21 protein-coding genes are annotated in these 24,213 nt (G+C 43.5%); 19 read left to right on the top strand and 2 right to left on the bottom strand.

All coding sequences use genetic code 11. The features are described 5' to 3' along the window. Nucleotides 1-521: 521 nt before the first annotated feature. From U1P77_RS08250 to U1P77_RS08190, 13 genes are all read left to right on the top strand, one after another. Complete coding sequence (locus U1P77_RS08250) at nucleotides 522-1,886, top strand: MFS transporter (RefSeq protein WP_321154558.1); 1,365 nt, start codon at nucleotides 522-524, stop codon at nucleotides 1,884-1,886. A 76-nt stretch (nucleotides 1,887-1,962) separates the two neighbouring features. After that, nucleotides 1,963-2,631 (top strand): DUF3833 domain-containing protein, encoded by a 669-nt coding sequence (locus tag U1P77_RS08245; RefSeq protein ID WP_321154557.1) that lies wholly within the window; start codon nucleotides 1,963-1,965, stop codon nucleotides 2,629-2,631. A 446-nt stretch (nucleotides 2,632-3,077) separates the two neighbouring features. After that, entirely contained in the window at nucleotides 3,078-3,689 is a 612-nt protein-coding gene (ssb, locus tag U1P77_RS08240; protein ID WP_321154556.1) for a single-stranded DNA-binding protein, read from the top strand. Between the two features lie 879 nt (nucleotides 3,690-4,568). After that, nucleotides 4,569-4,892 carry an H-NS histone family protein gene (locus tag U1P77_RS08235; RefSeq protein ID WP_321154555.1) on the top strand — a complete coding sequence of 108 codons (324 nt, stop codon included), beginning with the start codon at nucleotides 4,569-4,571 and terminating at the stop codon, nucleotides 4,890-4,892. Nucleotides 4,893-5,189: 297 nt separating this feature from the next. Then, on the top strand, nucleotides 5,190-6,005 hold the full coding sequence (gene gspN / locus U1P77_RS08230; protein ID WP_321154554.1) for a type II secretion system protein N: 816 nt from the start codon (nucleotides 5,190-5,192) through the stop codon (nucleotides 6,003-6,005). Further along, nucleotides 6,006-6,899 (top strand): type II secretion system protein N, encoded by an 894-nt coding sequence (locus U1P77_RS08225; protein WP_321154553.1) that lies wholly within the window; start codon nucleotides 6,006-6,008, stop codon nucleotides 6,897-6,899. 96 nt (nucleotides 6,900-6,995) lie between these two features. Continuing rightward, nucleotides 6,996-9,233, top strand: a complete 2,238-nt coding sequence (gene gspD / locus U1P77_RS08220) for a type II secretion system secretin GspD (RefSeq protein WP_414479081.1) — start codon at nucleotides 6,996-6,998, stop codon at nucleotides 9,231-9,233. Nucleotides 9,234-9,709: 476 nt separating this feature from the next. Further along, nucleotides 9,710-9,904, top strand: a complete 195-nt coding sequence (locus U1P77_RS08215) for a hypothetical protein (protein ID WP_321154551.1) — start codon at nucleotides 9,710-9,712, stop codon at nucleotides 9,902-9,904. Between the two features lies 1 nt (nucleotide 9,905). Beyond that, nucleotides 9,906-10,226, top strand: a complete 321-nt coding sequence (locus U1P77_RS08210; RefSeq protein ID WP_321154550.1) for a hypothetical protein — start codon at nucleotides 9,906-9,908, stop codon at nucleotides 10,224-10,226. 120 nt (nucleotides 10,227-10,346) lie between these two features. Then, entirely contained in the window at nucleotides 10,347-11,333 is a 987-nt protein-coding gene (locus tag U1P77_RS08205; protein WP_321154549.1) for a TatD family hydrolase, read from the top strand. A gap of 87 nt (nucleotides 11,334-11,420) precedes the next feature. Continuing rightward, nucleotides 11,421-12,317, top strand: a complete 897-nt coding sequence (locus U1P77_RS08200) for a tRNA threonylcarbamoyladenosine dehydratase (RefSeq protein ID WP_321154548.1) — start codon at nucleotides 11,421-11,423, stop codon at nucleotides 12,315-12,317. A 45-nt stretch (nucleotides 12,318-12,362) separates the two neighbouring features. Beyond that, a complete protein-coding gene (locus U1P77_RS08195; protein ID WP_321154547.1) occupies nucleotides 12,363-13,829 on the top strand; it encodes a hybrid sensor histidine kinase/response regulator in 1,467 nt (488 codons plus the stop codon). Nucleotides 13,830-13,847: 18 nt separating this feature from the next. Beyond that, nucleotides 13,848-14,114, top strand: a complete 267-nt coding sequence (locus U1P77_RS08190; protein WP_321154546.1) for a response regulator — start codon at nucleotides 13,848-13,850, stop codon at nucleotides 14,112-14,114. Nucleotides 14,115-14,314: 200 nt separating this feature from the next. Here U1P77_RS08190 and efp read toward each other — a convergent pair whose 3' ends face one another. Then, nucleotides 14,315-14,890 carry an elongation factor P gene (gene efp / locus U1P77_RS08185; RefSeq protein ID WP_321154545.1) on the bottom strand — a complete coding sequence of 192 codons (576 nt, stop codon included), beginning with the start codon at nucleotides 14,888-14,890 and terminating at the stop codon, nucleotides 14,315-14,317. Between the two features lie 204 nt (nucleotides 14,891-15,094). Here efp and epmB point away from each other — a divergent pair, with 204 nt between their 5' ends. From epmB to U1P77_RS08170, 3 genes are all read left to right on the top strand, one after another. Next, nucleotides 15,095-16,102, top strand: a complete 1,008-nt coding sequence (gene epmB / locus U1P77_RS08180; RefSeq protein ID WP_321154544.1) for an EF-P beta-lysylation protein EpmB — start codon at nucleotides 15,095-15,097, stop codon at nucleotides 16,100-16,102. A 188-nt stretch (nucleotides 16,103-16,290) separates the two neighbouring features. Next, a complete protein-coding gene (locus U1P77_RS08175; protein WP_321154543.1) occupies nucleotides 16,291-18,084 on the top strand; it encodes a cyclic-di-GMP receptor FimW-related protein in 1,794 nt (597 codons plus the stop codon). A gap of 225 nt (nucleotides 18,085-18,309) precedes the next feature. Continuing rightward, nucleotides 18,310-20,394 (top strand): EAL domain-containing protein, encoded by a 2,085-nt coding sequence (locus U1P77_RS08170; protein ID WP_321154542.1) that lies wholly within the window; start codon nucleotides 18,310-18,312, stop codon nucleotides 20,392-20,394. Nucleotides 20,395-20,614: 220 nt separating this feature from the next. Here U1P77_RS08170 and tnpA read toward each other — a convergent pair whose 3' ends face one another. Further along, nucleotides 20,615-21,013: an IS200/IS605 family transposase gene (tnpA, locus tag U1P77_RS08165; protein WP_321154541.1), complete on the bottom strand. Its 399-nt coding sequence runs from the start codon at nucleotides 21,011-21,013 to the stop codon at nucleotides 20,615-20,617. A gap of 74 nt (nucleotides 21,014-21,087) precedes the next feature. Between tnpA and U1P77_RS08160 the strand changes: the two genes are divergently transcribed. The 3 genes from U1P77_RS08160 (at nucleotide 21,088) to U1P77_RS08150 (ending at nucleotide 24,212) form a co-directional block, all read left to right on the top strand. Further along, the gene (locus tag U1P77_RS08160; protein WP_321154540.1) at nucleotides 21,088-22,395 is read left to right on the top strand and encodes an RNA-guided endonuclease InsQ/TnpB family protein; all 1,308 of its coding nucleotides are present in this window, start codon (nucleotides 21,088-21,090) and stop codon (nucleotides 22,393-22,395) included. Between the two features lie 133 nt (nucleotides 22,396-22,528). Continuing rightward, nucleotides 22,529-23,116 (top strand): c-type cytochrome, encoded by a 588-nt coding sequence (locus U1P77_RS08155; RefSeq protein ID WP_321154539.1) that lies wholly within the window; start codon nucleotides 22,529-22,531, stop codon nucleotides 23,114-23,116. A gap of 46 nt (nucleotides 23,117-23,162) precedes the next feature. After that, the gene (locus U1P77_RS08150; protein WP_321154538.1) at nucleotides 23,163-24,212 is read left to right on the top strand and encodes an AAA family ATPase; all 1,050 of its coding nucleotides are present in this window, start codon (nucleotides 23,163-23,165) and stop codon (nucleotides 24,210-24,212) included. Nucleotide 24,213: the final 1 nt, after the last annotated feature.

The following is a 24,213-nucleotide window of genomic DNA, read 5'->3' as shown; positions in this document are numbered from 1 at the left end:
TATAAACCACTATAGTTAATCCAATTTGGAAACCGTACAGTGCTACTGGGATGAATTTTTTGCAGCCTTTGTCACGCTTGCGAACCGCCCGCAAGAAAAATTTATACCAGGAGCGCGTTGCTATAAGTGACTCTCTTTTATTTTGAATCGACTATATTGACGAAATTTTGCAGTCTAAGGCTCTTAGCAACGTCTTACTTTATTGTCATGCTAGACGCATTATTCAAGGTATCAGTGCTTATCAGATGCACTTAGTAACAAAATTATAGAGCTAAATGAAAGACTCAGGATAGATGGGACTTAATAGAACTTTGAGACAAAAGTCTCGGCAACCAACCGGTGAATGTTTTATACTATGGGGCTTGATTTAGGGTTGGGCTGATAGTGTGGTCAATGTGTATCATGCTTCTTTCTTGATATCGTTCTGGATATTATCGATCAACAGACGCGAAGATAGCGCCGTTTTACCTTGCGATAAAGTGTAGAAGTCAATCGTTCCATGTTGAACCAGTGAGGCAAGTATGAATAGCGTAGAAAAACGGGCAATCCTTGGAGTCGGTGGTATTTTTGCCTTGCGTATGATTGGCTTATTTATGATTGTGCCAGTATTTTCTGTGTACGGTAACAATTATGCACATGCCACGCCATTTTTAATCGGTTTGGCAGTCGGCATTTATGGGCTAGGGCAGGCCATCTTTCAGATACCGATGAGCCTGGCTGCTGACAAGTTTCCGCGCAAGCCGATTATTATGCTCGGTTTAGTATTATTCGCGCTAGGCGGTATCATAGCGGCAAACGCCACTGATATCTATCAAGTTATTATCGGTCGGGCGCTGGCAGGTAGTGGCGCGGTCTCTGCGGTATTAATGGCACTACTGGCCGATGTTACCCGTGAGGAGATGCGTACTAAAGCGATGGCGACCATGGGATTGACTATTGCTACCTCTATTATGCTGGCCTTTGCTTTTGGGCCGCTGTTAGTAGGCTCGCTTGGTATGTCAGGGCTGTTTTGGTTGACCGCTGGCTTTGCATTTCTGGCAATGCTACTGCTATGGGTGGTGCCATCACCTATGCGTGTGCTTAAGCACAATCTAGACAATAAGTCGATTGGTGAGCAGCTATCTGATGTGTTGAAAATAGGTGACCTCAACCGTTTGCATATCGGTATTTTTGCGCTTCATCTGACTATGACCGCTATATTTGTCATCTTACCGCATCAACTCTCAGATGTGATGGATTTGTCCGTGCGCCAGCAAGGCTTAGTATATTTACCGCTACTATTTATTGGTTTTGCCGTGGCCATTCCTTTTATTATTATCGCCGAAAAAAAACGCAAGATGCGCCAGGTATTCTTAGGGGCGATTGCTTTAATGACGGCTTCGCTTGTCTTGCTGGCGCTTGGCAGTCACGTGGGCATTGGTATAATCTTGGGCCTATTACTGTATTTTATGGGCTTTAACTTACTTGAGGCCACCATTCCTTCATGGATATCTAAACGTGCCCCAGTTGCTAACAAAGCGACGGCAATGGGCCTCAACTCATCCAGTCAGTTCTTCGGTGCATTTGTCGGCGGAGCCATGGGTGGGCTGTTATTGAACCAGCCTAATGTATTTGCATGGGGACTACTAGCGGTCATAATGGCTGCCGCACTACTGCTTATTATTCCTATTGCGCAGCCACCGTATTTGTCAAGCACCACCGTAACCATTCCTAAAAATATTAATATCCAAGATTGGTCGCGGCAAATGATGGCGATAGAGGGGGTTGATGAGCTGATGGTCATGGCCAAAGAACAAGTGGCTTACTTAAAGCTCGACAAAACCAAACTGACCGATGCGACACGACAAGAGCTGTCGCATCTTGCACAAAGCCCCCTAGATATTTAAGAGACAACCTAAGTTATAATCATGGCAACTAACAAGTAAAATATAACTTTTATTCTCAATCTAAAAAGGAATTAAGATGAGTAAATTTAATAAGTTGTCCGGTATGTTTGTCGCTAAAAATTTATGTATTAAAGAGTCGCCTACTAAACAACTGACTGCTAAGAATCTCCCGGTTAAAAAATCACCAACAACAATAACTAAATCGATAGCTAAGCTTGGCATAGGTTTAGGAGTATCAATAACGTTACTGACCTCTGGCTGTGCCACGCAAAATATTCAGGCCTATCAAAATACAGCGCCAACGCTTGATATGCATCAGTTTTTCTCAGGTCAAATTGATGGCTGGGGAATGTTTCAAGGGCGCAATGGCGAGGTCAAAAAAAGATTTTATGTCGATATTGATGCGACTCATGAAGGTGATAATGTCATCGTTTTAGATGAAAAATTTTCTTGGGCGGATGGAACAAAGTCACAGCGTATATGGCGGCTGACTCAGCAAGCTGATGGGCAATGGAAAGGGGTAGCAGGCGACGTTATTGGTGAGGCGACAGGAGAGGTGGTCGGTAATACTTTGCATTGGCAGTATTTATTAGAGCTGCCAGTCGAGGGTAAAACTTATAATGTAAATTTCGATGATTGGATGTATTTAATCGATAAAGATGTCATGCTAAATCGCTCGGTAATGAAAAAATATGGGGTTGAGTTAGGTAGCGTGACCTTGAGTATGCATCGCAATAATAAATAAACATGGGCTTTATCAAGAAATATAGTCGATCCAATTTAAAAATGATACAGTGCTACTGGAATTAATTTTTTGCAGCCTCTGTCCCGCTTGCGAACAGCACGCCAAAAAAATTTATACCAGTGGCACGTTGATATGAACGTATTTCTTTTATTTTGAATTGATTATACATCGTTTTCCGTCTGTGGCTGATAACAGTATTTTACCTCTATAAAGTTTATCAAAGTACAGTTGGCAGGCCAGTTAACACGCCGAAAGAATGAATCTCTTTTGTTCGTAGCTATAAAATCAGAAGACTTGATGGTGCACGACAAAGAGTGTCGCATGTTAGGCAAAGTTCCCTAGATATTTAGGTAAAACTTGTATAAAGTAAAACGGTATTACTGATAGTATTAGTTAGTCTTATTAAAACTATTCACTAGATTATTCATAAGTAAAAGGACGGTATTATGCGCGGTGTTAATAAAGTCATCATCATTGGTAACCTCGGTGCAGATCCTGAGGCACGTCAGTTTAATAACGGTGGTAGCGTGACCAATATCTCGGTTGCGACCTCAGAGCAATGGACAGATAAACAAAGCGGTGAGAAAAAAGAAGCTACTGAGTGGCACCGCATCGCGTTATTCAATCGTCTGGGTGAAATTGCCGCGCAGTACTTGCGTAAAGGCAGTAAAGTCTATATCGAAGGCAGTCTGCGGACGCGCAAATATCAAGACCAAAGTGGACAAGATCGCTATATTACTGAAATTCGAGCCGAACAAATGCAAATGCTAGATGGCGCGAGTGGAAGTGGTCAAGACAGCCAGGGCGGTCAGGGCTATCAAGGTGGTCAAAATAACCAGAACAACCAGAACAACTCTGGTCAGCAGTCAAACAACCCACAAGGTGGCCATAATCAAAATAGCTTTGCTAATAGCGACAACAGTCAAAGCTCACCCAACCAGCAAAATTCGTTTAATAATTCTAATCCACCTGCTCAAGCACCGAATGCAAATTCTGGTTCAGCAAGTAAGCCTAATGCTATGCCCGATGGCCCAGTAGATGATGACATTCCGTTCTAACTTATATAAGAAAGGAAGTGTAAAGAATATTCTATAGAACCCTGCAATAGCAGGGTTTTTCTTTATGTGATTATCCCTTTTTAAGAAATAAAGCGAAGCCAAATTACTAATGTTTTATGACGTATAGTTGATTATTTTAAAACGGATACAGTGTGTCTGAGAAAAATTTTTATAGCCTCTCGAATGGCACAGCTGCATAGTAAGTAAGAAATTTTCTGTCAGCCGCACTTAAATATCAGAGTATCTATTTTGTCTTGTATTAACTATATAAAAATTATAACTATTTAATGATTTTATTTTATAATATTCTGTCCGTAGTAGTACTTATAAAACTATGAATAATTATCAGATATTTATAGAATAGATACAAAGTCATATTATCTAGATTAATAGGCGAAACATTCAAAAATTTAAATATCATTATTTGTATTTAATTATTCATTAAAGATAAATATTATGGTAATCTGCGATCTTTACTAAAGATGTTTTATAAGATAATAAAATTTATAGACTAGATTGAATCAATCCTTATTGAGATCGTTTTAATTATTAAAATTGATAATTATCGATAGTGATAAAGCAGGACTATGAATAGATCTCTTGCATGAGTTATCACTAACCGTTGAAGGCTACAGTCAATTCAATTTAAAAACGATACTGTGCTATTGGGACAATTTTTTTGTAGCCTCTGTCATGCTTGCGAACATCACGCAAGAGAAATTTATACTAGTGGCACGTTGTTATAAGCGTATTTCTTTTATTATGAGCTGACTAGATGTAAGTTCTGCTTCTGCAAGAAGTCTAATCAGCTATTCAACCCTTGATAAGTTATAAAAACCTATTGAGCTTTATACCCCTTACTTTGAGACCGAGGTTATCATGACTAAGAATAATGCAATTGATTTAGACAGCTTAAACGTAGACGAGCTGCTTGCTATTACTGAAAATGCCCAGCAGCTGATTGCCAAAAAACAGCATCAAAATTTATATGACGCTTATGTGCAGTTTGAAAAAATTGCAGAAGAGAGCAACAGTACGATCAGTGAGATATTAGCGGCCGGTGAAAAGCTGGAGAAAAAACGCAGTATTAAGTACCGCAACACTGATAATAACGAAGAGACGTGGACCGGTCGCGGTCGTAAGCCGACATGGTTGGTTGAAGCTCTAGCCGCGGGTCGCAATATTGAAGATTTTGCAATATAGCCATACAAGATTATTGTAACTCTATTTTATTTGAATAGTTTTAGTTGGACACCTTAATTTCAGTACCTTAAATGCTCTTATTTATACGGCTGACTACAAAGCCTATTACTTATAGTATTTTTTGCCTATAACAATAGGCATTAAGCCGTTTAATTAAATGCAAGCGCAAGCACCCAAAAGTCAGTATCTTTGTTGCCAATATTTTGGTTAAAAGATACTGGCTTTTTTTTCTGTCATCTTTAGGTCATTGTTTGTTATGATAATGACGTTTTTGTCTGTTATAAGAGTTATATAACTGTGCCACAAGTATCTGCGTCGTCTGTTAAGCGTCCCCGTAAGCTGTGGTGGCTGCTTGGATTGGTTTTATTTGCGCTATTTGCTTTGCTGCAGATGCCAGCAGCATGGGTGGTGGAAAAGTATGCGCCACAGTCGCCTTATATACAGCACGTGTCAGGTAACTTATGGCAAGGCTCTGCTATTTGGCAGATACCGATATCCGCTACGCCACTTACTGGTGCCGCTGAGTGGTCGTGGCAGCCGTGGCAGCTATTATTAGGGAAGCTCGGCGCAGAGGTTGATATGAGTACGGGTCAGACTAGGCTTAACGGGCAGGTCAAAATAGGTCGCAGCTCATGGCAAGTTAATGACATGAGCGGTAAAATTGCTCCGGAGACCTTGGCCAATGTGGTCGATTGGCAATTGCCAAATACACCCATTCAAGTCAACGACGTGTCATTACAGCGGCAGTCAGGATCAGACAAAGGCTCAGATAACAACGCCTCCGGATTCACTCAAGCGGATGGTCAATTGACTTGGGTCGGTGGCGAAGTGGGTTATCCCAGCGGTGGTAAAATATTTTATATCACTATGCCGGCGATGCGCGCTCAGCTGAGCCAAGAGCAAAAAAATAGTCAAAACTTGCTGCACATCAACTTGTTAAATAATCAAGACAAGCGCTTAGGGGATCTGTATATCGATGGCGATAATATGCTAGATGTGAGTTTGACCCAGCGTTTATTAGAAAATATGCCAGAGTATAGTGGGCAAGCGCCGCAAGATACCCCAGTGGTCAGTGTGCGCCAGCCATTGCTATCAGGATTAGGGGGGCGTTAGATGATGAGTGTAACCACACGCCTAAAACCAGTCGTCAATACCCTCAATCGCGCATCAGGTTGGCTTTTATTATTAGCGATTGGCTGGTTATGTTGGACAGCGGCGCGGCTATTGTGGCTGTTATTGGCAGCACCGGTCGCGCCTGAATTACCGTTATTACCTTTACAGGATACCACTGGATCCAGCACTGATAACAGTAGTCTGTTTGCCATTTTTGCTGATCCTGATCCTATTGCTGCGGCCGTACTACCACCGCCTAATGTAGGATTAAAAGGCGTACTATTAGCAACGCTAGAAAGTCTGTCTTCAGCGTTATTAGATGTAGATGGTGAGGTCAAAAACTACCGAATTGGTGACAGTCTAAAAGACAGTGGCTATACCCTCATCGCAGTAGATTGGAATGCGGTCATCATTGCTGACGCTGCCGATAAGCAAACAGTGATCAGAATGGCAGATGCGCTACTGCTTGATCAAAGCGATAAGACACTAGGTGCGGTAAGCAATCAGCGTCTACCGGACAATAATATGCTTCCTGCTGCGCCGACGCTTGACAATAACACTAATTCTGCGGCTGATACCGCTAACGAGAGCAACCCACAGTCTGCTATTGGTGAGGCGGTAACAGCCTTGCAGGAGAATCCAGCCAGTTATTTGAGCCGTATGGGTGTGATGGCATCAGGTGATGGCTATCAGGTCACTGCTGCCATGCCCGCAGGGTTACGCAACCGCTTAGGACTTGAGCCGGGCGATCGGGTAATGACTGTGAATGGTCAAAGTGTCGGAAACAATCCAGGACAAGATGCCAGCGTATTACAACAAATACAGCAAGCAGGCGAAGCACAAATCGAAGTACAGCGCGGTGAGCAAGTGATTACTATTCGCCAGCAATTTTAGAGCGCTTATTAGGATTTAATAATTAGAGCTCGGTAGCGCTATTTTTAGCAATATTTCATCTTATACTGAGTGACATCACAGTAGGTAATTATGACCATAGTAAGTTCGCATAAATTTTCAGAAACTCCTTTGCACTATATGTTGCATCGTATAATGCGGGTGTGCCGTCCGCTATGCTTAGCGTTACCCCTATGGGCGGCAACCGCAGGTTTTGCTAGCGCTGAAAGCTGGAAAGTCAACTTACAAGACGCTGACATCAAAGCCTTTATTAATGAAGTGGCAACTATTACCGATCAAAACTTTGTCCTTGATCCGCGTATCAATGGCAACGTGACTGTCATTTCCAATCGTGCCCTATCCCGCGATGAGATTTATCAGCTGTTTTTGAGTGTGATGCAGGTCAATGGTATTGCCGCGATTGACTCGGGCATGACTATTAAGCTGGTGCCGGATAACGTTGCCAAGCAGTCTGGCATTGCGGTTGATTTGCGTGGCGATAGTGTCGGTGAGGCATTAGCAACCCGGGTCATTTATTTGACCAACACCCAAGCTGCCGAAGTGCTGGGCGTTATCCGACCACTGATGCCGCAGTCCGCCCATGCGGCTGCCGTCCCTGGGGTCAATGCTTTAGTATTGTCCGATCGCGCCGATAGTCTCAATCAATTGACTGCCTTAATCCGTGATTTAGACAGCAATGTCAATGACAGCTTGCGAGTGATACCGCTACGCCATGTCGATGCCGAACGTATGATGGACTTGATCAGCGCCCTTGTTACGAGCGTAGGCGGGACACAGGCCCAAGGTAGTAATCAGCTCAAAGTCATTGCTGATACCTCTAGTGATAGGCTATTGGTCAAAGGCAGTCCTGAAATGATTGCCAAAGTTCAAGAAATGGTCAATCAGCTGGATACTACGCCCACGCGGCGGTTGAGCGGTCTGCGGGTGTTTCGGTTAAAATATGCGAGCGCCGGACATATTGCAGAAATGCTACGCGGTTTACTTGCCAACCAGTCGATCAATAGTACGGGTGCCAGCTCTACTTTAGAGTCAGCCTCTTTAACTGATGCTAGCAGTACGGGTGCCGCCTTAAATAATGACGCTAGTAATGCGCTTAGTGGTAGTAATTCAGCAGCTGCATCCCCTGCCAGTGCGGGCGGGTCAGGTACTGGAATTGACGGTCGACCCTTTAGCATTATTGCTGACGAAACCCAAAATGCGGTCATCGTAAATGCATCGCCTGATCTGATGTTTGAGATTGAAGCTGCCGTCAATCAGCTTGATAATCGCCGCGCACAAGTACTAATTCAAGCGGCCATCGTTGAGGTTTCAGGGGATGATGCCACCCAGCTTGGCGTCCAATGGGCGCTGGGCAATGCCAACAGTGGCTATGGGGTAGTGAACTTTAGTAATGCCGGTGCTAGTGCGACAACCCTTGCGGCAGCGGCTTTATCAGGTGGCGCTGGCATTAGCGCGGCCGCTGGCTCTATTGCCGGTGCCTTGTTGGGTATTGGTAATAGCAGTAAAGACAGCGATGGCAACACCCAGTTTTATGGGGCTATTTTGCAAGCGCTGGACTCTAGTACCAGTGCTAACCTATTATCTATGCCGTCTATCTTGACCCTAGATAATGAAAAGGCCAGCATCTTAGTGGGTCAAAACGTTCCCTTTGTCACGGGCTCTTTTACTACTGGCGGCAACTCCTCAACCAACCCGTTTCAGACTATTGACCGCCAAGATATCGGCATCAACCTTAATGTCATCCCGCATATTGGCGACAACGGTACTGTGCGCTTAGAGGTCTCGCAAGAGGTGTCTTCAGTTGTGCCGAGTAGTATTGGTAATGCCAGTGGTTTGATTACCAATAAAAGCCTTATTAATACCACCATTTTAGCAGACGACCAACAGACTATCGCTCTTGGTGGTTTAATGCGTGATAACAGCACTACCAGTCAACAAAAAGTCCCCGGTTTGGGCAATGTACCTCTGATTGGTCGACTGTTTCGCTCCGATAATGACAATACCCAGAAGAGCAATTTAATCATATTTTTACAGCCCACTATTTTACGTGATGGCGGGGCAGTCGCGAGCGTGACTGAGCGCAAATACAATCAAATGCGCGTCTTACAGTTAGTCATCGATAAAAACGGCACCATCAAACAGTTGCCATTAAGTGGTACTGAAGGCTGGAATGGTAAGATAAGTGCCGATTATGAATTAATGCCGCTCAACCCGCTAGTACCTAAGAGCAATCAGCAATCAGGTTCTGCGAGACAAGGTTTTACCAAACTAGATAGCCCCAGCGGCGATATGACTACTTATCCATTAAATCGCTAGTGCTAATCAGTTATATAAGTTTTAAATAACATTTGAAGTAAACAATTTACGGTGTCCACAATAAAAGTGACGCTGTACATTGTCTTGCGTATTCATAACACAAATACACATCGCCCTTTTTATACCTAAGTATAATCGAGTTAAGATAAATAATGAGGTTTACAGTAATGAATGCCGCAAAAGTGAAAAACTATGAATAACAACAGTAAAAAAAAGACAAATAAAAAAAAGTGGCTGGTGTTGGGAGTAGTCAGTACGGCTTTATTACTGATACCACAGCGTAGTAGCCGGAAATCAGAGCGCCCTAACTCTTAAACTAATATTTGCTTAAAAGAATATCTAAGTGGTGAAAAACATGTTAATTTAAGAACATATGTTTGTTTGAAGATATAGCCCAATGGTTTCTATTTTTTCTTTGTCACCAAAATGGTTAAAGTCGTAGCCAAAACTATGTACTCTAATTTTTATAGGTCGCCATGCGGTATATCGCCTTTAATACTCAGCATGCTATTGCTCGGCAGTCAAATTTCAATTTCTTGCAGACGCGCTGTCAGTACTTTGAGTCTAAATTTTTAGAATCTAGCCCAGCGCAGCCGTGGCTAACTAACATTATTTGGCAAACTATTGCCCGCGCATTAGCACTAGCAGCAAGTCACTTATGTGATGCTTGATATGCAAAAAAAGCTACAGCTGACTATTGAGGATATTTTGCTACCAAAAGTGAGCACCGATGAGCTGCTATTGACCTTTCAAACAGCTAAAAAAGAATGGCTGACTTTGCAAGATGTTGAGCAAAAATACCATGAAGACTGGCCCTTGCATTTATCGCGGCAATGGTATTTAGACCAGCAGGGATTACATTTGGTCTACCAGTCAGGGGAACTGCTCACCGCGAAGACCGGTGCCGTGGACTTGATGGTCCCTTATGCGTTGTTGCAAGGATTGATTAAACCGCGTTATATCGTGCAGCCACCGATAGATTCTAAACTTTAATATGGTTACTAATAAATGGGTTACTGACAAAGTAGATGCTGCTAACAAAGTAGTTAAGAACAATACCGTTACTAATAAAAAAATTACTAATAAACCAGCTACCAACCGTGGAGTCCGTTAATGACCGCCATCGACTCACCGCTTATCGCTGATAAGCCATTGCCCGTCACCTTTCCTCTAGTTGATACGCATACTCATTTCGATGCGCCAGTATTTGATAGCGATAGACAGACTCAGGCGCAGCAAGCCTACAAACGCGGTGTCCGTCACTTAGTATTGGTGGGCTATTTGTATCGACATTTTGACCGATTATATGATACCCAACAAGCATTTGATGTTATGCCGTCGTCTGTTGTGACGGATGTAGCAGGTCAGTCAGACTTGTACCCTAAAGCACATATTGCACTAGGGCTGCATCCGTTTTATATTGAGCAGCATACTGAGGCTCATTTGACTGCCATGGCGAAGATGATGGAAGAACACCGTCCGCTGGCAGTTGGAGAGATTGGGCTAGATACTTATACTGACACAATGAAACAGCCTGAGATTTTCGCCAAACAGCAGCGTTTTTTTAATGCTCAGCTGGATATGGCGGTGACCCATCAGCTGCCAGTTATGCTGCATATCCGTAAAGCTCATGCTGAAGCTTTAGCGCTATTAAAAGCACACGATTACGATGCTCATAAGCTGGGCGGTATTGCCCATAGTTTTAGTGGTGGCGTACAAGAGGCTAAGGCTTTTGTGAACTTGGGTTTTAAGCTGGGTGTTACTGGTCAAGTGACCAATCCTAATGCTAAGAAACTACGCCGTGCTATTCAAGCAGCCGTTGATAGTCATGGTATTGGTTGCTTGGTAATAGAGACTGACTGCCCCGACATGACGCCTATTATGTGTCAAACTTCAGACAACAGCCAGTCAGCGCTTGGGCAAAGTCCACTTGATGAGTGGGGTGACGCGCCAGCGCACAATAGAAACGTACCGGCTAATTTATCATGGGTACTGCTAAGTTTGAGTGAATTGCTTGATACGTCTCCAGCTGAACTTGCTCGGCAATTATGGCAAAACAGTTGCGACGCTTTGCAAACCAAATGGACTTATCCGATATAGTCATTATAAACAGTAACTGTAGATAGCAATTAGCAGTAGCAACTATAAATAACAACCGTAACCAATTCAAAGAGCTTTTAATCTGTTATGAATCAACAACGACAATTGCAATCATCGGCCACTCAACCGGACGTAACTGACTTATTATCAGGCCATGAGCCATTAAGTCATGATGAGCCAAATGTAGCGTCTGAGCAATATGGCCGTCGCTTTAAAGGAACACAAACTCTTTATGGCGAGGAGGCAGTTGACACCTTTGCTGCCGCTCATATCTATATTATTGGGGTAGGGGGCGTTGGGTCTTGGGCGGCAGAAGCACTGGCACGAACGGCAGTTGGGACAATTACCTTAATTGATTTGGATGTGTTGGTCGCTTCCAATGTCAATCGACAACTGCCTGCTTTGGACAGTACTTTTGGGCAAAGCAAAATTGCGGCGATGGCGACCCGTATCCGTGAGATTAATCCAAAAGTAACGCTACACCTTATCGATGACTTCTTGAGCGTCGATAATGTAGCAGCACTACTGCCCAGTCGGCTAGCTGCGAAAGCCGCAGCTGTGGAAGGCAGGCCTGTGGTTATCTTAGACTGTGTTGACGATATAAATGCGAAGCTTGCAATTGCATTACACTGTCGCTTTAATAAACTAAAGCTGATTTGTGCAGGCGGTGCTGGGGGTAAAACCGACCCACGCCAGATCACCGTCAGCGACTTGCGGGACAGCTATCAAGATCCACTACTCGCTAAGCTGCGCAGTAAGTTACGCCATGAAAAAGGCATCAATAGTACGCTTAAAGAGAAATTTGGTATCAAGTGCGTGTATTCAACAGAGCCGCCACGTGTGGATAAAAGCTGCCAAACAGGCGGTTTACAGTGCGGTGGTTATGGCTCAGCGGTGGTGGTAACTTCGGTCGTAGCAATGATTATGGTCAGCGAAGCGCTACAGTTATTGACCAAGCAGATAGGCACTAAGTCTAGCGTTTGATATTGACGTTAGTGTTAATATTAATATTGATTTATGGAGAGCATCTTGTCTATATATAGTTATCCAGTAACGGTAGATGAAGAAGCTCGTATCGACAAGCTTTATCACTACCAAGTACTCAATAACAAGAACGAGCCTGCATTTGAGCGTCTGACTGAGCTGGTAAAGTTGTTTTTTAATGTGCCAGTAGTGACCATTACTTTTATGGATGAGCAGACGCAATACCTAAAATCTCCTCATGGACTCGATGATATCTGTACGACCGCGCGTGAGTCAGCCATCTGTAATTATACTATGCTGTCTGATGAGGTGTTCGTGGTACCGGATTTGTCATGTGATAGCCGATTTATTCATAATCCATTAGTAACAGATGATCTTTATCTGCGCTTTTACGCTGGCGCACCGATTATCTTACACGAAGGTAATAAAACCTATCGCTTAGGCTCTCTGTGCCTGATGGATATGCAGCCCAACCACAGCTTTGATGATAAGCAAGCTAAATTATTAGCTCAGTTTGCGGTGATGGCTGCAGATTCCTTACAACTACAGGAAAAGCAGAGTCAGGCAAAGCACGCTAATGAGATGAAGTCAGAGTTTTTAGCCAATATGAGCCACGAAATACGAACACCAATGAACGGTATCATTGGCATGGTAGAGATGCTGAGTGATACTGAGCTTAGTCATGAGCAAAAAGAGTATGTGGACAATATAAAAGTCTCAAATGAGCATCTATTGGCGATTATCAATGGTATTTTGGACTTATCAAAAGTTGAGTCCGGAAAAATGACCATTGATGTTATTCCGATGAACTTATCTACTTTATGTAATGAAGTTGTCAGCCTATTTGCCGGCAAGGCAAGACAGCGCAAACTGATTTTAGACTATCATTATACTGAGACGTTATCGCCTTATGTAAAAGGCGACCCGGTACGGCTCAAACAGATTCTGTCAAACTTGGTCAATAATGCTATCAAGTTTACGCGCGAAGGTGGGCGTGTCAGTATCGACGTTAAGCACCAGCCCAATTGTCACTGTTCTGAATACGTCGATGTAAATGATCCAGATAGAACACCCTATAACTTGGTGGATTACGGTGCGATGACGTTATGTATCGAGGTAACGGATACTGGCGTCGGCATTAAATCAGAATCGCTAGAGGCGATATTTGATGCCTACAATCAAGCAGATAAGTCCACCCATCGTCTCTATGGTGGCACTGGTCTTGGATTGTCCGTATGTAAGTCCTTAGTGACGCTGATGGGTGGTCAAATTATAGTAGACAGTGTGGTCGGTACGGGCACCACATTTAAGGTATTATTGCCGTTAGTCACTATTGATGAGTCGCAATACGAGACGTGGCAATCTTCAAATGATAATACAATTAGCAGCCCCAGCCCGCAGCTTGCCGGTCATATACTGTTAGTTGAAGATGACAATGTGAACGCCATCATTGCCAAAAAAGCGCTCCAGAATAGTGGTCATACGGTCACTCATGTCATTGATGGACAATAAGCTATCGAACACTTTAGCTTGCATCCTGAGCGTTATGACGTGATTTTGATGGATCATCACATGCCGATTATGGACGGTGTACAAGCGACAATCAAACTGCATGAGTTGTATGATCCTCAAGTGCTACCGCCTATTATCGCTCTGACCGCTAACGCCATGGACGGTGAGTGCGAAAAGTATCTACAGGTTGGCATGCAAGATTATTGCACTAAGCCGTTTAAAAAAGAACAACTGAATGCCTTAGTACAATATTGGCTTATGCATAAACAGTCGTCATCAAAATAACGCTTTAAAAGTAACCTTATATATTTTTTGACGGCTGTCTTTCTACTGGTTTTTTCAACGCTTGCTTGCTTATTTTCTCATAATTCACTTCATAAAAAAGCCTAGCCGTTTATTTGACGGTTAGGCTTTTAGTCTAATGCTAGTATCAATACCCTACTATTAGGGACTAGTTATGTAGAGGCTAGCTATATAAAGGCTGATTATGAGCTGACTCGAGTTTGGTAATCGCCGGTACGGGTATCAACACGCACCACTTCCCCTTGTTGCACAAATAACGGCACACGTACTACAGCACCAGTCTCTAAAGTGGCCGGTTTGCCGCCGCCACCTGAAGTATCGCCGCGTAGGCCAGGATCGGTTTCAGTAATTTGTAATTCGACAAAGTTAGGCGCGGTAATTGTTAACGGCACACCATTGAATAAGGTAATCACGCACAGGGCATTGCTGTTTTCTTTTAGCCATTTCAGAGCATCGCCGACTGCGACTTTATCCGCTTGTAGTTGCTCAAAGCTTTCAGGATGCATAAAGTGCCAAAACTCACCATCGTTATACAGATAGTTCATTTCAGTATCTATGACATCAGCCGCCTCTAGGCTATCGCCTGATTTAAACGTTTGCTCTAACATTCTACCACTGCGTAGATTGCGCATTTTCACGCGGTTGAATGCTTGGCCCTTTCCGGGTTTGACAAACTCGTTTTCAATGATGGAATAAGGGTTGCCATCGAGCATCACTTTTAGACCGGCTTTGAATTCATTGGTAGAAAAACTTGCCACAAGAGACTCCTAAGGGTTGCTAATTGTTATCAACAGTCATAATAAACGATTATTAGCAATAATCATGATTAGTAGTTGGATTTGGAACATGCTGCGCTAAAATCTGCTGTCATGCTAAGCGTTTAAGTGTCGATTCCTATGCTTTGATAGGATGCCCACTAACAGCGTATAATGTCGGCTTTTAGGTACAGGTAGTAGGTTGTCATGATAAACCATTTAATCACACAAAAAAACTGGCAAACGCAATTATCCGAAGCTATTACCTCAGTTGATGAGCTACTGAGCATCCTAGAGCTTGAGTCGCTAAAAGCAAGAATTTATCTACCTGCTTATTTTGAGCTGCGAGTCCCGCGCGCTTTTGTGGCAAAGATGACCATCGGTGATAGCGATGATCCCTTATTAAAACAGGTACTACCAGACCAACAAGAACAAATCACGGTAACGGGCTATGTTAATGATCCGCTAGACGAGAACGCGCATAATCCGGTTAAAGGGCTGCTTCATAAATATCAATCAAGAGTGTTGTTAACGATTACGGGGGCTTGTGCGATTCATTGTCGGTACTGTTTTCGTCAGCATTTTGATTATAGTGCCAATATGCCAACTGCCTCTGCACAAGCAGATATCATCGATTACATCACAGCACATCCTGAGATTAATGAAGTCATCCTAAGTGGCGGCGACCCCTTAAACGTTACTAATCGGCGTTTGTTTGCGTGGTTCGATACCTTAGACGCTATCCCGCAATTAACCACCATTCGCTTGCATACTCGCTTGCCTGTGGTCATTCCAGCGCGGCTAGATGACGCGCTATTGGACAGAATGGCGCAAAGTCGGTGTCATATTGTGATGGTAATTCATTGTAACCATGCCAATGAAATCGATACCCTCACTTTGGAATACTTACAGCGCGCTCGAGTAGCGGGCATCACCTTATTAAACCAAACGGTGTTATTAAAGGGTATCAACGATAGCGTTGCTAGCCAAGTGGCGTTAAGTCAGCGCTTATTTGCCGCTGGGGTGTTGCCTTATTATCTGCATATTTTAGATAAAGTGGCCGGTGCTGCCCATTTTGATAGCGACGAGCGGTCGGCTATCGAGCTTTACTGGCGATTATTATCCGAATTACCCGGATACTTGGTACCTAAACTGGTGAGAGAGTTGCCCAATAGACCATTCAAGGTGCCGATTGACATTTACAATGGCGTTTAAAATAGGCATTATGATAAGCTAGGATTAATAGTAACAAAGGTTGACTAATAATATTTTGATAGGTCAGTTGCCATCAATAAGGTCAACTGCTATTAATATATGTTGTCAACAGATACTATCGACACAAGGTATTCGTATAGCGATTGATGACTTGTGCCGTTACTCTTGTGCAATCACTAAGGACAGTGATGATAACTTTATTGACTTTTCAAGAATATCTGTCTTCTAAGGTTCCGCTACCGCTACCGCAGCCGCCAGATCGGTATATCGACGGTCAAGAACAGCAACTGTCCAAATGGGCAGCGCTCTTGCCGCTACAGACCGAAGCAGAGCAAGCGGATCAGATAGAAAAGGTACTTACTGAGTTGACGGTGGCTCACTTAAATGACCAGCTTCGCCTTAAGTCAATCAGTATCGTAATGACCGCATCGGAACAATTAATTGCTGCTTTACGTAAGCGTTACCTCTATGAATCTGGAACGTTTACCGACAGTCAATTGAGCGATATTGCTCAGGTTAAGTCGCTGTACTATTTAAGTATTTTAGTCTATGACGGCATCGTACGCCGTAATAGTCTGTCCCTAGATTATCAACGGCAGTACGAGCCTTCGATCGGTCATTGGAAACGCTATTTCACCTTCATAAAACCGCCGCCGTCTACTTTAGCAGTGGCGATCTATCAATCACTGCTCAGTTACCAGAAGCTATTGAACGAAAAGGCTATTTGCTACCAAAAGCCGCCGCCCTCACTATGGTTCACGCTCAATCAGCTGTACTATCTTGCCTGCCAGCGTCATATTGCTCATATAGATTTGAGTTCAGTAGTGGTAGTCCGCCACGCTAATAATATTCATCAGCTATATTGTCAGATATGCTTGCATCATTTATTGAATGTCTATGCCATGCAACGTTCTAGTATTCTGCTGGCCCAGCGCTTGCTACCTGTGTGGGCAGACCATATGGTCGCTACCATAGAGCCGCAAACCGATACGCGCGTCTTTGTTGACTTACATAGCGACAACTCACCTGCTTATTTGACCGCTCATTCTGCGATTAATCCCTATGACGAGCGGCATGAGTGCTTGTTTATAGAGCTTGCACCCTTAGTGGCGTATTTAAAAATGCGCGGGCAAGTCGTAGCTTCTGATGACAATGAGGCCGTGGTGTGCTGTCTGATGACTAAGGTATGGATGGCGATAACGTATCGTTATATTCAACCGCCACTAACGATGCCGACAAAATATAGCACCAAACAACGCGCGACTGTCATTACTGGTTTCAATGACATTCATTACCATGTTGCAGGCTCGCAAAGCTTGTTGAGCCTGATAGCTGTTAAAGAGCTGTCACCTGAGCAGCAACCTCGTTATGATACTGTGCCAAAAAAATACGCTCTAAGCAAAGTATTAGAAGTTGAAACCTTCGATAGTAAGGATGCCTTGTCACATTTTCGGACGCTGCAACTGCTACCGAAGCCAGACTTAGATAATTTAACTGTCGCTATCAAAGGTAGGCCTTCATTGCAGTCGATAGCACAGTCAACAAAGTTAATGGCGGATGCTGACCAACAAATGGCAGCTGTTGTGAGTGCCGATAACCAGGGTCCTACCGCACCGCCGTTATTACGAACCATGAGCCTGTTTTTGTTATGTCGTCCTGAGACTGATATTAATAGGAACAGTACGACCACACCCAGTTGGTCAATAGGAATAGTACGTTGGCTTACTCTTGATACTCAAAAAACTGACCATCAAGCTGTCTATGATCAAGGTCTTGATAGTCAAAACCCCAGTAGCCAAAGCACTGATAATCAGACTTCAAAGGTGGAATGGCAGGTATTGGGTCATGAGTTAACTGCTTATCACTTTCATAGTAATGATAGAGTAATAATGCGTCTGGGTGACAAACAGCAGCCTTTGCGCTTGCAGCGTAGTTTACTCAGTACTGAGGGCTTCAGCCAATATGAAATAGTGCGACTTTAGTTGCTAAGCTCATATCGGTAGGAGATAATAAGGCCTTAATTAAAGAATATAAGTAAAAAGAATATAAGTAAGAAGTATAAATAAAGAGTAAGGTCAACTAATTGTGTTTGTAAGTAAATGAGCAGCCATCTAACTTATTGCTTATAATAGTTTGTGCTTGTATTTCAGTTTCATATGGCTGAAAAGCAAACAATAAAAATACGACCATAAAGTTAAAAGGCTTCCATGCGTACCCATTCCGTCCTGAATTTATTAGTTATCGATGATGACCAGCTCTATGCTGAGCGCTTGGTGCAGTTATTGGGCGCTTATTATGATAACGTTAATTTAGGCTTCTTAGATGATAAAGATGAGCTGCTAAAATCGCTACGGCAACCGTGGGATATTTTGGTATTCGGTCAAGCGTATGACATGGACTTTACTGATGTGGTGGGTATTGTCCAAGAGCAAAGTATTGATTTACCCATGATTTGCCTGATGAGTAAAGAAGCAGCCGCTACCGATCATAATGAGGAAGGGCTACCTGCTGTTATCAGTGGCACAATGGTCAAAGCGCTATTGGTAGATGAAGAAACGTCAGTGGTGATGGCTATTTGTTTACAACACGATAATTTACGTAGCCGCCGCCAGCTTAAGACCTTACGTTATGTCCTGTCTGAGGCGGAGCAGCGCGCCAATATCTTAATTAAAAACTCCAAAAGCGCCGTCGCTTATATTGATCAAGGTATTCATATCTTTGCCAATGACCCTTATCTTAAGTTGTTTGGCTTTGATTCCATGAATGACGTCATTGGCATACCTATCATTGATTTGATCGCAGGCGGTGATAACGTTAAAGGATTTAAGCAGTTTTTACGTCAGTTTGACAAGGGCAATCGTGACCAAGTCGAGTTTAATTTTGAAAGTCTACGTGCGGATGGCAACACCTTTGAAGCCAAACTACAGTTAGCGGTAGCGACTTTAGAGGGCGAACCCGTTACCCAGATTATTATCCAACCAAACAGTAATAATAGCACTGAGCTTGCCAAACGATTGGCTGCAGCGGAGCGTAAAGATAGCTTGACGGGGCTTAATAACCGCCACGGCTTTGAAGAGCAGCTTGCCGCCATACACCAGCAAGCAATAAAGGGCGTACTCACAGCGGGACTGTTGTACCTTCAGCTGGATAATATTGGCAAAATTAGAAGCAGTTTGGGTTTGCAAGGGGTAGATACCACCATCCAGCAGGTCGCTCATGTACTCGGTGAGATGGTGCCGGATGGTCATGTCAGCCGCTTTAGCGATAAGGCATTTACTATATTAGTAGAAAATATGCCAACCACAGCGCTCAAAGAGCTCGCCGAACGTATAGGTGAGCGTATAAGTGAGATGCTCATTGAAGTGGATAAGCGTACTACCAACACTACGGTTAGTATCGGTATTGTGAAGATCGAGCAGAATACAGCTGAGCCAAAAATACTGCTTGAGCGCGCCATGGATGCCATCACTCATATTATGGTTGAGACGGCTAATCATGGGGGTACTTATCATTTATATGACCCTAGTGAGCATGCCAACAGCGATGATAGCGCGCTCGCTGAGTCCTTGGTTGATGCTATTGCTAATAATCGCTTTGAGCTGTTATTTCAGCCCATGTACGACATCAATAATGACCGTAGTGACTTTTTTGAGGTATATCTGCGTTTGCCATTGGCAGATGCCGAAAATACGGTGTTAACCCCCAATCAATTTATGGCGGTCGCCAAAACCCACAAACTACGTGAAAAAATAGATCTTTGGGTGCTGGTTAACGCCTGCAAAAAGCTAAACGATGTCCGTAGAACTCACCCTGAAGCACGGATACTGGTGCAGTTAACCAGTGCTTCATTGGTGGATAACAAACTACCAAATGTGGTCAGCCAATTGATTAAAGCCGTGGGTGGGGTATCAGGGGCATTGATGCTACAGTTTAATGAGCAAGATGTCGTCAATCATTTGACCGTTGCTAAGTCTCAGTTTGCCGCGTTGAGCCAAGTTAATTGTCAAACAGGTATCCGTAATTTTGGTACCTTCGCAAAATCGATTGAAAGCGCCAACTTTTTACAACCTGATATGGTTAGGCTGGCCCGTAGCTATATACAAGACATCAATAAAGCGGATAATTTAGAAACCATTAAATCACTGATTATACGCACTAATAAGCTCGATATTGACGTACTAATACCTTATATTGAAGAGGCTGCAACGATGTCTGTCGCATGGAGTATTGGTGCACGTTATTTGCAAGGTTATTATCTTGAGGAGCTGAGCGACGCGATGAACGTTGTTTAAAGCGCCCATAATGCGCTATGAAGCTATCTGTTATTAAAGCGTTTAAACAGCTCCCTAACTCAATAGCAACTATTGATGAAATTATACTCAGCAAGCTTTTAAGCCAGCCCTAAGTGCTATATCATAACCGCTGCAAAACCTTTCTTTGCACGCCTGCTATCAAAAAAGCGAAAGAGGACTCCACCCGACATCAGGGTGGAGGTGAATTTCGCATCGCTTGTTAGCCTTGCTGGTTCTGAATGTATTGCTTAATAATTTCTAATGGAGCGCCACCACAAGAGCTTGCAAAATATGATCGTGACCAAAGCACAGGTTTGGCATAAGCAGCTCTCAAGTCAATGAAATCACCCCTCATTCGTCTACTGGTGACTGATTTTAAGTTATTGACCAATTTGCTTAATTGCACCGTTGGCGGGTACTGGATAAGCATGTGGATGTGATCTGCTCCACCGTTACATTCTTTTAACTCAGCATCAAAGCTCTTGCATACCTCAGCAACACACTCACTGAAATACTTGTGATGCACCCCGCCCAATACCTTTCTTCGATACTTGGTAATAAAAACCAAGTGAACATGGAGATTAAAGGCCGCATGGCGATTTTTATATATCTCACTCATTGTAATAAAAACTCTTAAGTGCTAGTATTATCTACATATTATCAAATACACACTCATTAATAAAGAAAGCATTTATGAAAATCAACAAAGCGTATAAATTTAGGCTTGAGCCTAATTCGGAGCAAGAGGTTATTTTAAATAATCTGGTCGGCTCTGCACGTTTTGTTTGGAATCAAATGCTGGCAATATCGCTTGAGATGTTTGCCAAAAATGAGTTTATCAACGCCACTAATCTCGTTAATAAAATCATGAATTTAAAGAACAATCCTGATTTTGGCTTTTTAAAAACCCATTCTAATGCGGTGTCTTTGCAACAAAAGGTACGCGATCTTGCGGCTGCTTGGTCACGATTTTTTGACCCTAAAGTACATGCACGATTAAAAGAAAATAAAAAGAAACCTAGAAAACCCAAGTTTTTTAAACGGGCTGATGGGTCAGAAATCCAGTTACGGGCGCTGATGCCAAGATTCAAGCATAAATCAGATGGCTGCGATTCAATTCGCTTGGTTCAGTTTGATAAATACTGCCGTGTCGAGGGCAATCGGGTGAAACTACCTAATGGCATTGGTTTGGTGAAGTTTAGAAAATCTCAAGCCATTATCGGCACAATCAAAAATGTCACCCTTAGCAAGAAATCAGGTCACTGGTACGTGTCATTTGGCACTGAGAAAGCGTTACTGGAAAACCCAATCCATCCTTCTAAAAGTGCGTTAGGTTTGGATATGGGGATCACAAAACTACTCACCACCTCAAGCGGTCAGTACATCAAGCCCAAAAACAGCTTTAAAGCCAATCAAATCAAAATTGCCAAATTACAGCGTCGATTAAGTAAGAAAGTAAAATTTAGCGAAAACTGGAAAAAGCAAAATCGTAAGATTCAAAAGCTACATCATCATATTGCCAATATTCGCCATGACTACTTGCATAAAGTCACCACCACGCTCAGCAAAAGCCACGCCATGATCGTTGTTGAAGATTTAAAAGTAGCCAATATGTCGAAATCCGCAAGCGGTACAACCGCTCAAAAAGGGTGTAATGTCAAAGCTAAGTCAGGATTGAATAAATCAATTTTGGATCAAGGTTGGCATATGATGACCGTGATGCTTGAGTATAAGCAGCAATGGCGCGGTGGGTTACTCATTAAGGTAAACCCAAGATACACCAGCCAAACCTGCTCTAAATGCAAGCATGTGGCGAAAGAAAATAGGCGTACTCAGGCAAAATTTGAGTGCGTTAAATGTATGTATGTTGCGAACGCAGATTTTAATGCGGCACGTAATGTATTGGCGGCAGGACATGCCGTTTTGTCTGTGGAGGGAGGATGCAGTAAAGGTCGCCCGTTGAAACAGAAAACTTGTGACAACCGTGAGGATGTCACCTAAGAGCTTCGGCTTTTAGAATCCCCCACTTGAGCCATGTGAAAGTGGGGGGAGTATGTCAACATTCTCATAAGCTAGTAAAAGCCTCTTCCACTACAGAACTCAACTAAAGAACTCAACTAAAGAATGAGTAAACATGCCTATTAACTTTAAAGTCCAACTTAGCAGTATATTGATCACAGCATTTTTACTCACAGCTTGTGAGCGCACACCGCCTGACTATCGTACTCCTGTACCTGTGACGCTACCAGTATACACCGAAGGCGATGCTGACCGTGGGGCGATAATTTTTGAAGAGGCCTGCGGACAGTGTCATCAGTTGAATCCCGGAAGCAATAAAAAAGGCCCGCAATTGATGAATATATACGGTGCGTCGGCGGCAAGTTTAGCTGATTACGACTATAGCGAAGGGTTAGCAGCATCAGGTTGGGTATGGGATGCCGAAACCCTTGACCCATACATTGCCGATGCCGAAAAGGCAATGACTGATTCAAAGATGTTAGCCGATCCGATACCAGATGCCAGCGAACGTGCCGATGTTATCGCTTATTTGTCCACCTTGCGCGCCGCAATTCCGATTCTTGATGCCGAAGGCTATCCAGTAGCTGTCGATGCTAACAAAGGCACTAATACAAATGACAATACCGAGCACACGCAGATGAGCAATGAGCCAATCGAGGTGTCAACAGATCCGGCACAAAAACCGGCGGCAGATTTTCAATGAACTTACTTTAATTAACTCTCATAATAATCAAACGAACCGGTAGTTTATGATGCGCCACTCTCAATCCCAATCTTTTGACGATTCCATTAATGCCTCTACGTCAACAAACAATCTATCTATCGCCGCAAAAGACCAAACTTTGCCAATCACAGATGATTATGGCCGCAATCAACAGCAAATTGCGCAATTATTAGCCCAGTTAAATCAGATTGTTTTGGATAAATCGCAAGTGATAAAGTTGGCGCTCAGCGGTATACTGGCAGGTGGGCATCTGTTACTACAAGATCTGCCCGGTATGGGCAAAACCACCCTAGCGCAAGGGTTGGCTCAGCTATTAGGGCTAACGTTTAGCAGAGTACAGTTCACCAATGATATGCTACCCGCAGATATTTTGGGTATGAGTATCTACAATCAAGCCACGCTCGGTTTTGAGTTTCGCAAAGGCCCTATATTTACTCAGCTATTACTCGCTGATGAGATTAACCGCTCCAGCCCTAAGACTCAAAGTGCTTTATTGGAAGCGATGGAGGAGCGGCAAGTCACCCAAGATGGTCAATCATACCGCTTACCGCAGCCATTTTTTGTGATAGCAACCCAAAACCCATTGCAGCAAGCGGGCGTTTATCCGCTTCCTGAATCACAGCTGGATCGTTTTTTATTGTGTTTGTCACTAGGCTATCCATCGCCTGCTGCAGAGCGTGCGCTACTACAAGGACAAGATCGCCGTGAGCTACTAAAAAGCTTAGATGCGGTGCTGGATACTGAAGCAGTAATGCTAGCGCAGCAAGGCGTACAGCAGGTTTATGTCGCGGATGTGGTGTTAGATTATTTACAGCGGCTGGTCGCTAAAACTCGCGCAAGTCAAGAGTATCACGGTCTGTCACCGCGCGGCGTGTTGTCGCTACAGCGTGCAGCACAAGCTTATGCCTATGTATCAGGGCATTCAGAGGTAACACCTGAGGATATTCAAGCAGTATTTGCAGCGGTCACTGATCATCGGTTAGGACAACGGTTTGTACCGGCGCATGTGGCCGGTGGACAAGCACCGCAGACGATCGCTCAGCGAATCATGGCAGAAGTGTCGGTTATTGTTTAAG

Origin of the sequence: Psychrobacter sp. LV10R520-6 (assembly GCF_900182925.1) — a bacterium.
Classification (GTDB): domain Bacteria; phylum Pseudomonadota; class Gammaproteobacteria; order Pseudomonadales; family Moraxellaceae; genus Psychrobacter.
Note: the sequence above shows the minus strand (reverse complement) of the source record. Positions and strands in the feature narration are given on the sequence as shown.

Bases quoted from the DNA above. Each gene is read 5' to 3' on its own strand.
- U1P77_RS08250 (WP_321154558.1), top strand. From the start codon at position 522: ATGAATAGCGTAGAAAAACGGGCAATCCTTGGAGTCGGTGGTATTTTT.
- U1P77_RS08245 (WP_321154557.1), top strand. From the start codon at position 1,963: ATGAGTAAATTTAATAAGTTGTCCGGTATGTTTGTCGCTAAAAATTTA.
- ssb (WP_321154556.1), top strand. From the start codon at position 3,078: ATGCGCGGTGTTAATAAAGTCATCATCATTGGTAACCTCGGTGCAGAT.
- U1P77_RS08235 (WP_321154555.1), top strand. From the start codon at position 4,569: ATGACTAAGAATAATGCAATTGATTTAGACAGCTTAAACGTAGACGAG.
- U1P77_RS08225 (WP_321154553.1), top strand. From the start codon at position 6,006: ATGATGAGTGTAACCACACGCCTAAAACCAGTCGTCAATACCCTCAAT.
- U1P77_RS08215 (WP_321154551.1), top strand. From the start codon at position 9,710: ATGCGGTATATCGCCTTTAATACTCAGCATGCTATTGCTCGGCAGTCA.
- U1P77_RS08210 (WP_321154550.1), top strand. From the start codon at position 9,906: ATGCAAAAAAAGCTACAGCTGACTATTGAGGATATTTTGCTACCAAAA.
- U1P77_RS08205 (WP_321154549.1), top strand. From the start codon at position 10,347: ATGACCGCCATCGACTCACCGCTTATCGCTGATAAGCCATTGCCCGTC.
- U1P77_RS08200 (WP_321154548.1), top strand. From the start codon at position 11,421: ATGAATCAACAACGACAATTGCAATCATCGGCCACTCAACCGGACGTA.
- epmB (WP_321154544.1), top strand. From the start codon at position 15,095: ATGATAAACCATTTAATCACACAAAAAAACTGGCAAACGCAATTATCC.
- U1P77_RS08175 (WP_321154543.1), top strand. From the start codon at position 16,291: ATGATAACTTTATTGACTTTTCAAGAATATCTGTCTTCTAAGGTTCCG.
- U1P77_RS08170 (WP_321154542.1), top strand. From the start codon at position 18,310: ATGCGTACCCATTCCGTCCTGAATTTATTAGTTATCGATGATGACCAG.
- tnpA (WP_321154541.1), bottom strand. From the start codon at position 21,013: ATGAGTGAGATATATAAAAATCGCCATGCGGCCTTTAATCTCCATGTT.
- U1P77_RS08160 (WP_321154540.1), top strand. From the start codon at position 21,088: ATGAAAATCAACAAAGCGTATAAATTTAGGCTTGAGCCTAATTCGGAG.
- U1P77_RS08155 (WP_321154539.1), top strand. From the start codon at position 22,529: ATGCCTATTAACTTTAAAGTCCAACTTAGCAGTATATTGATCACAGCA.
- U1P77_RS08150 (WP_321154538.1), top strand. From the start codon at position 23,163: ATGATGCGCCACTCTCAATCCCAATCTTTTGACGATTCCATTAATGCC.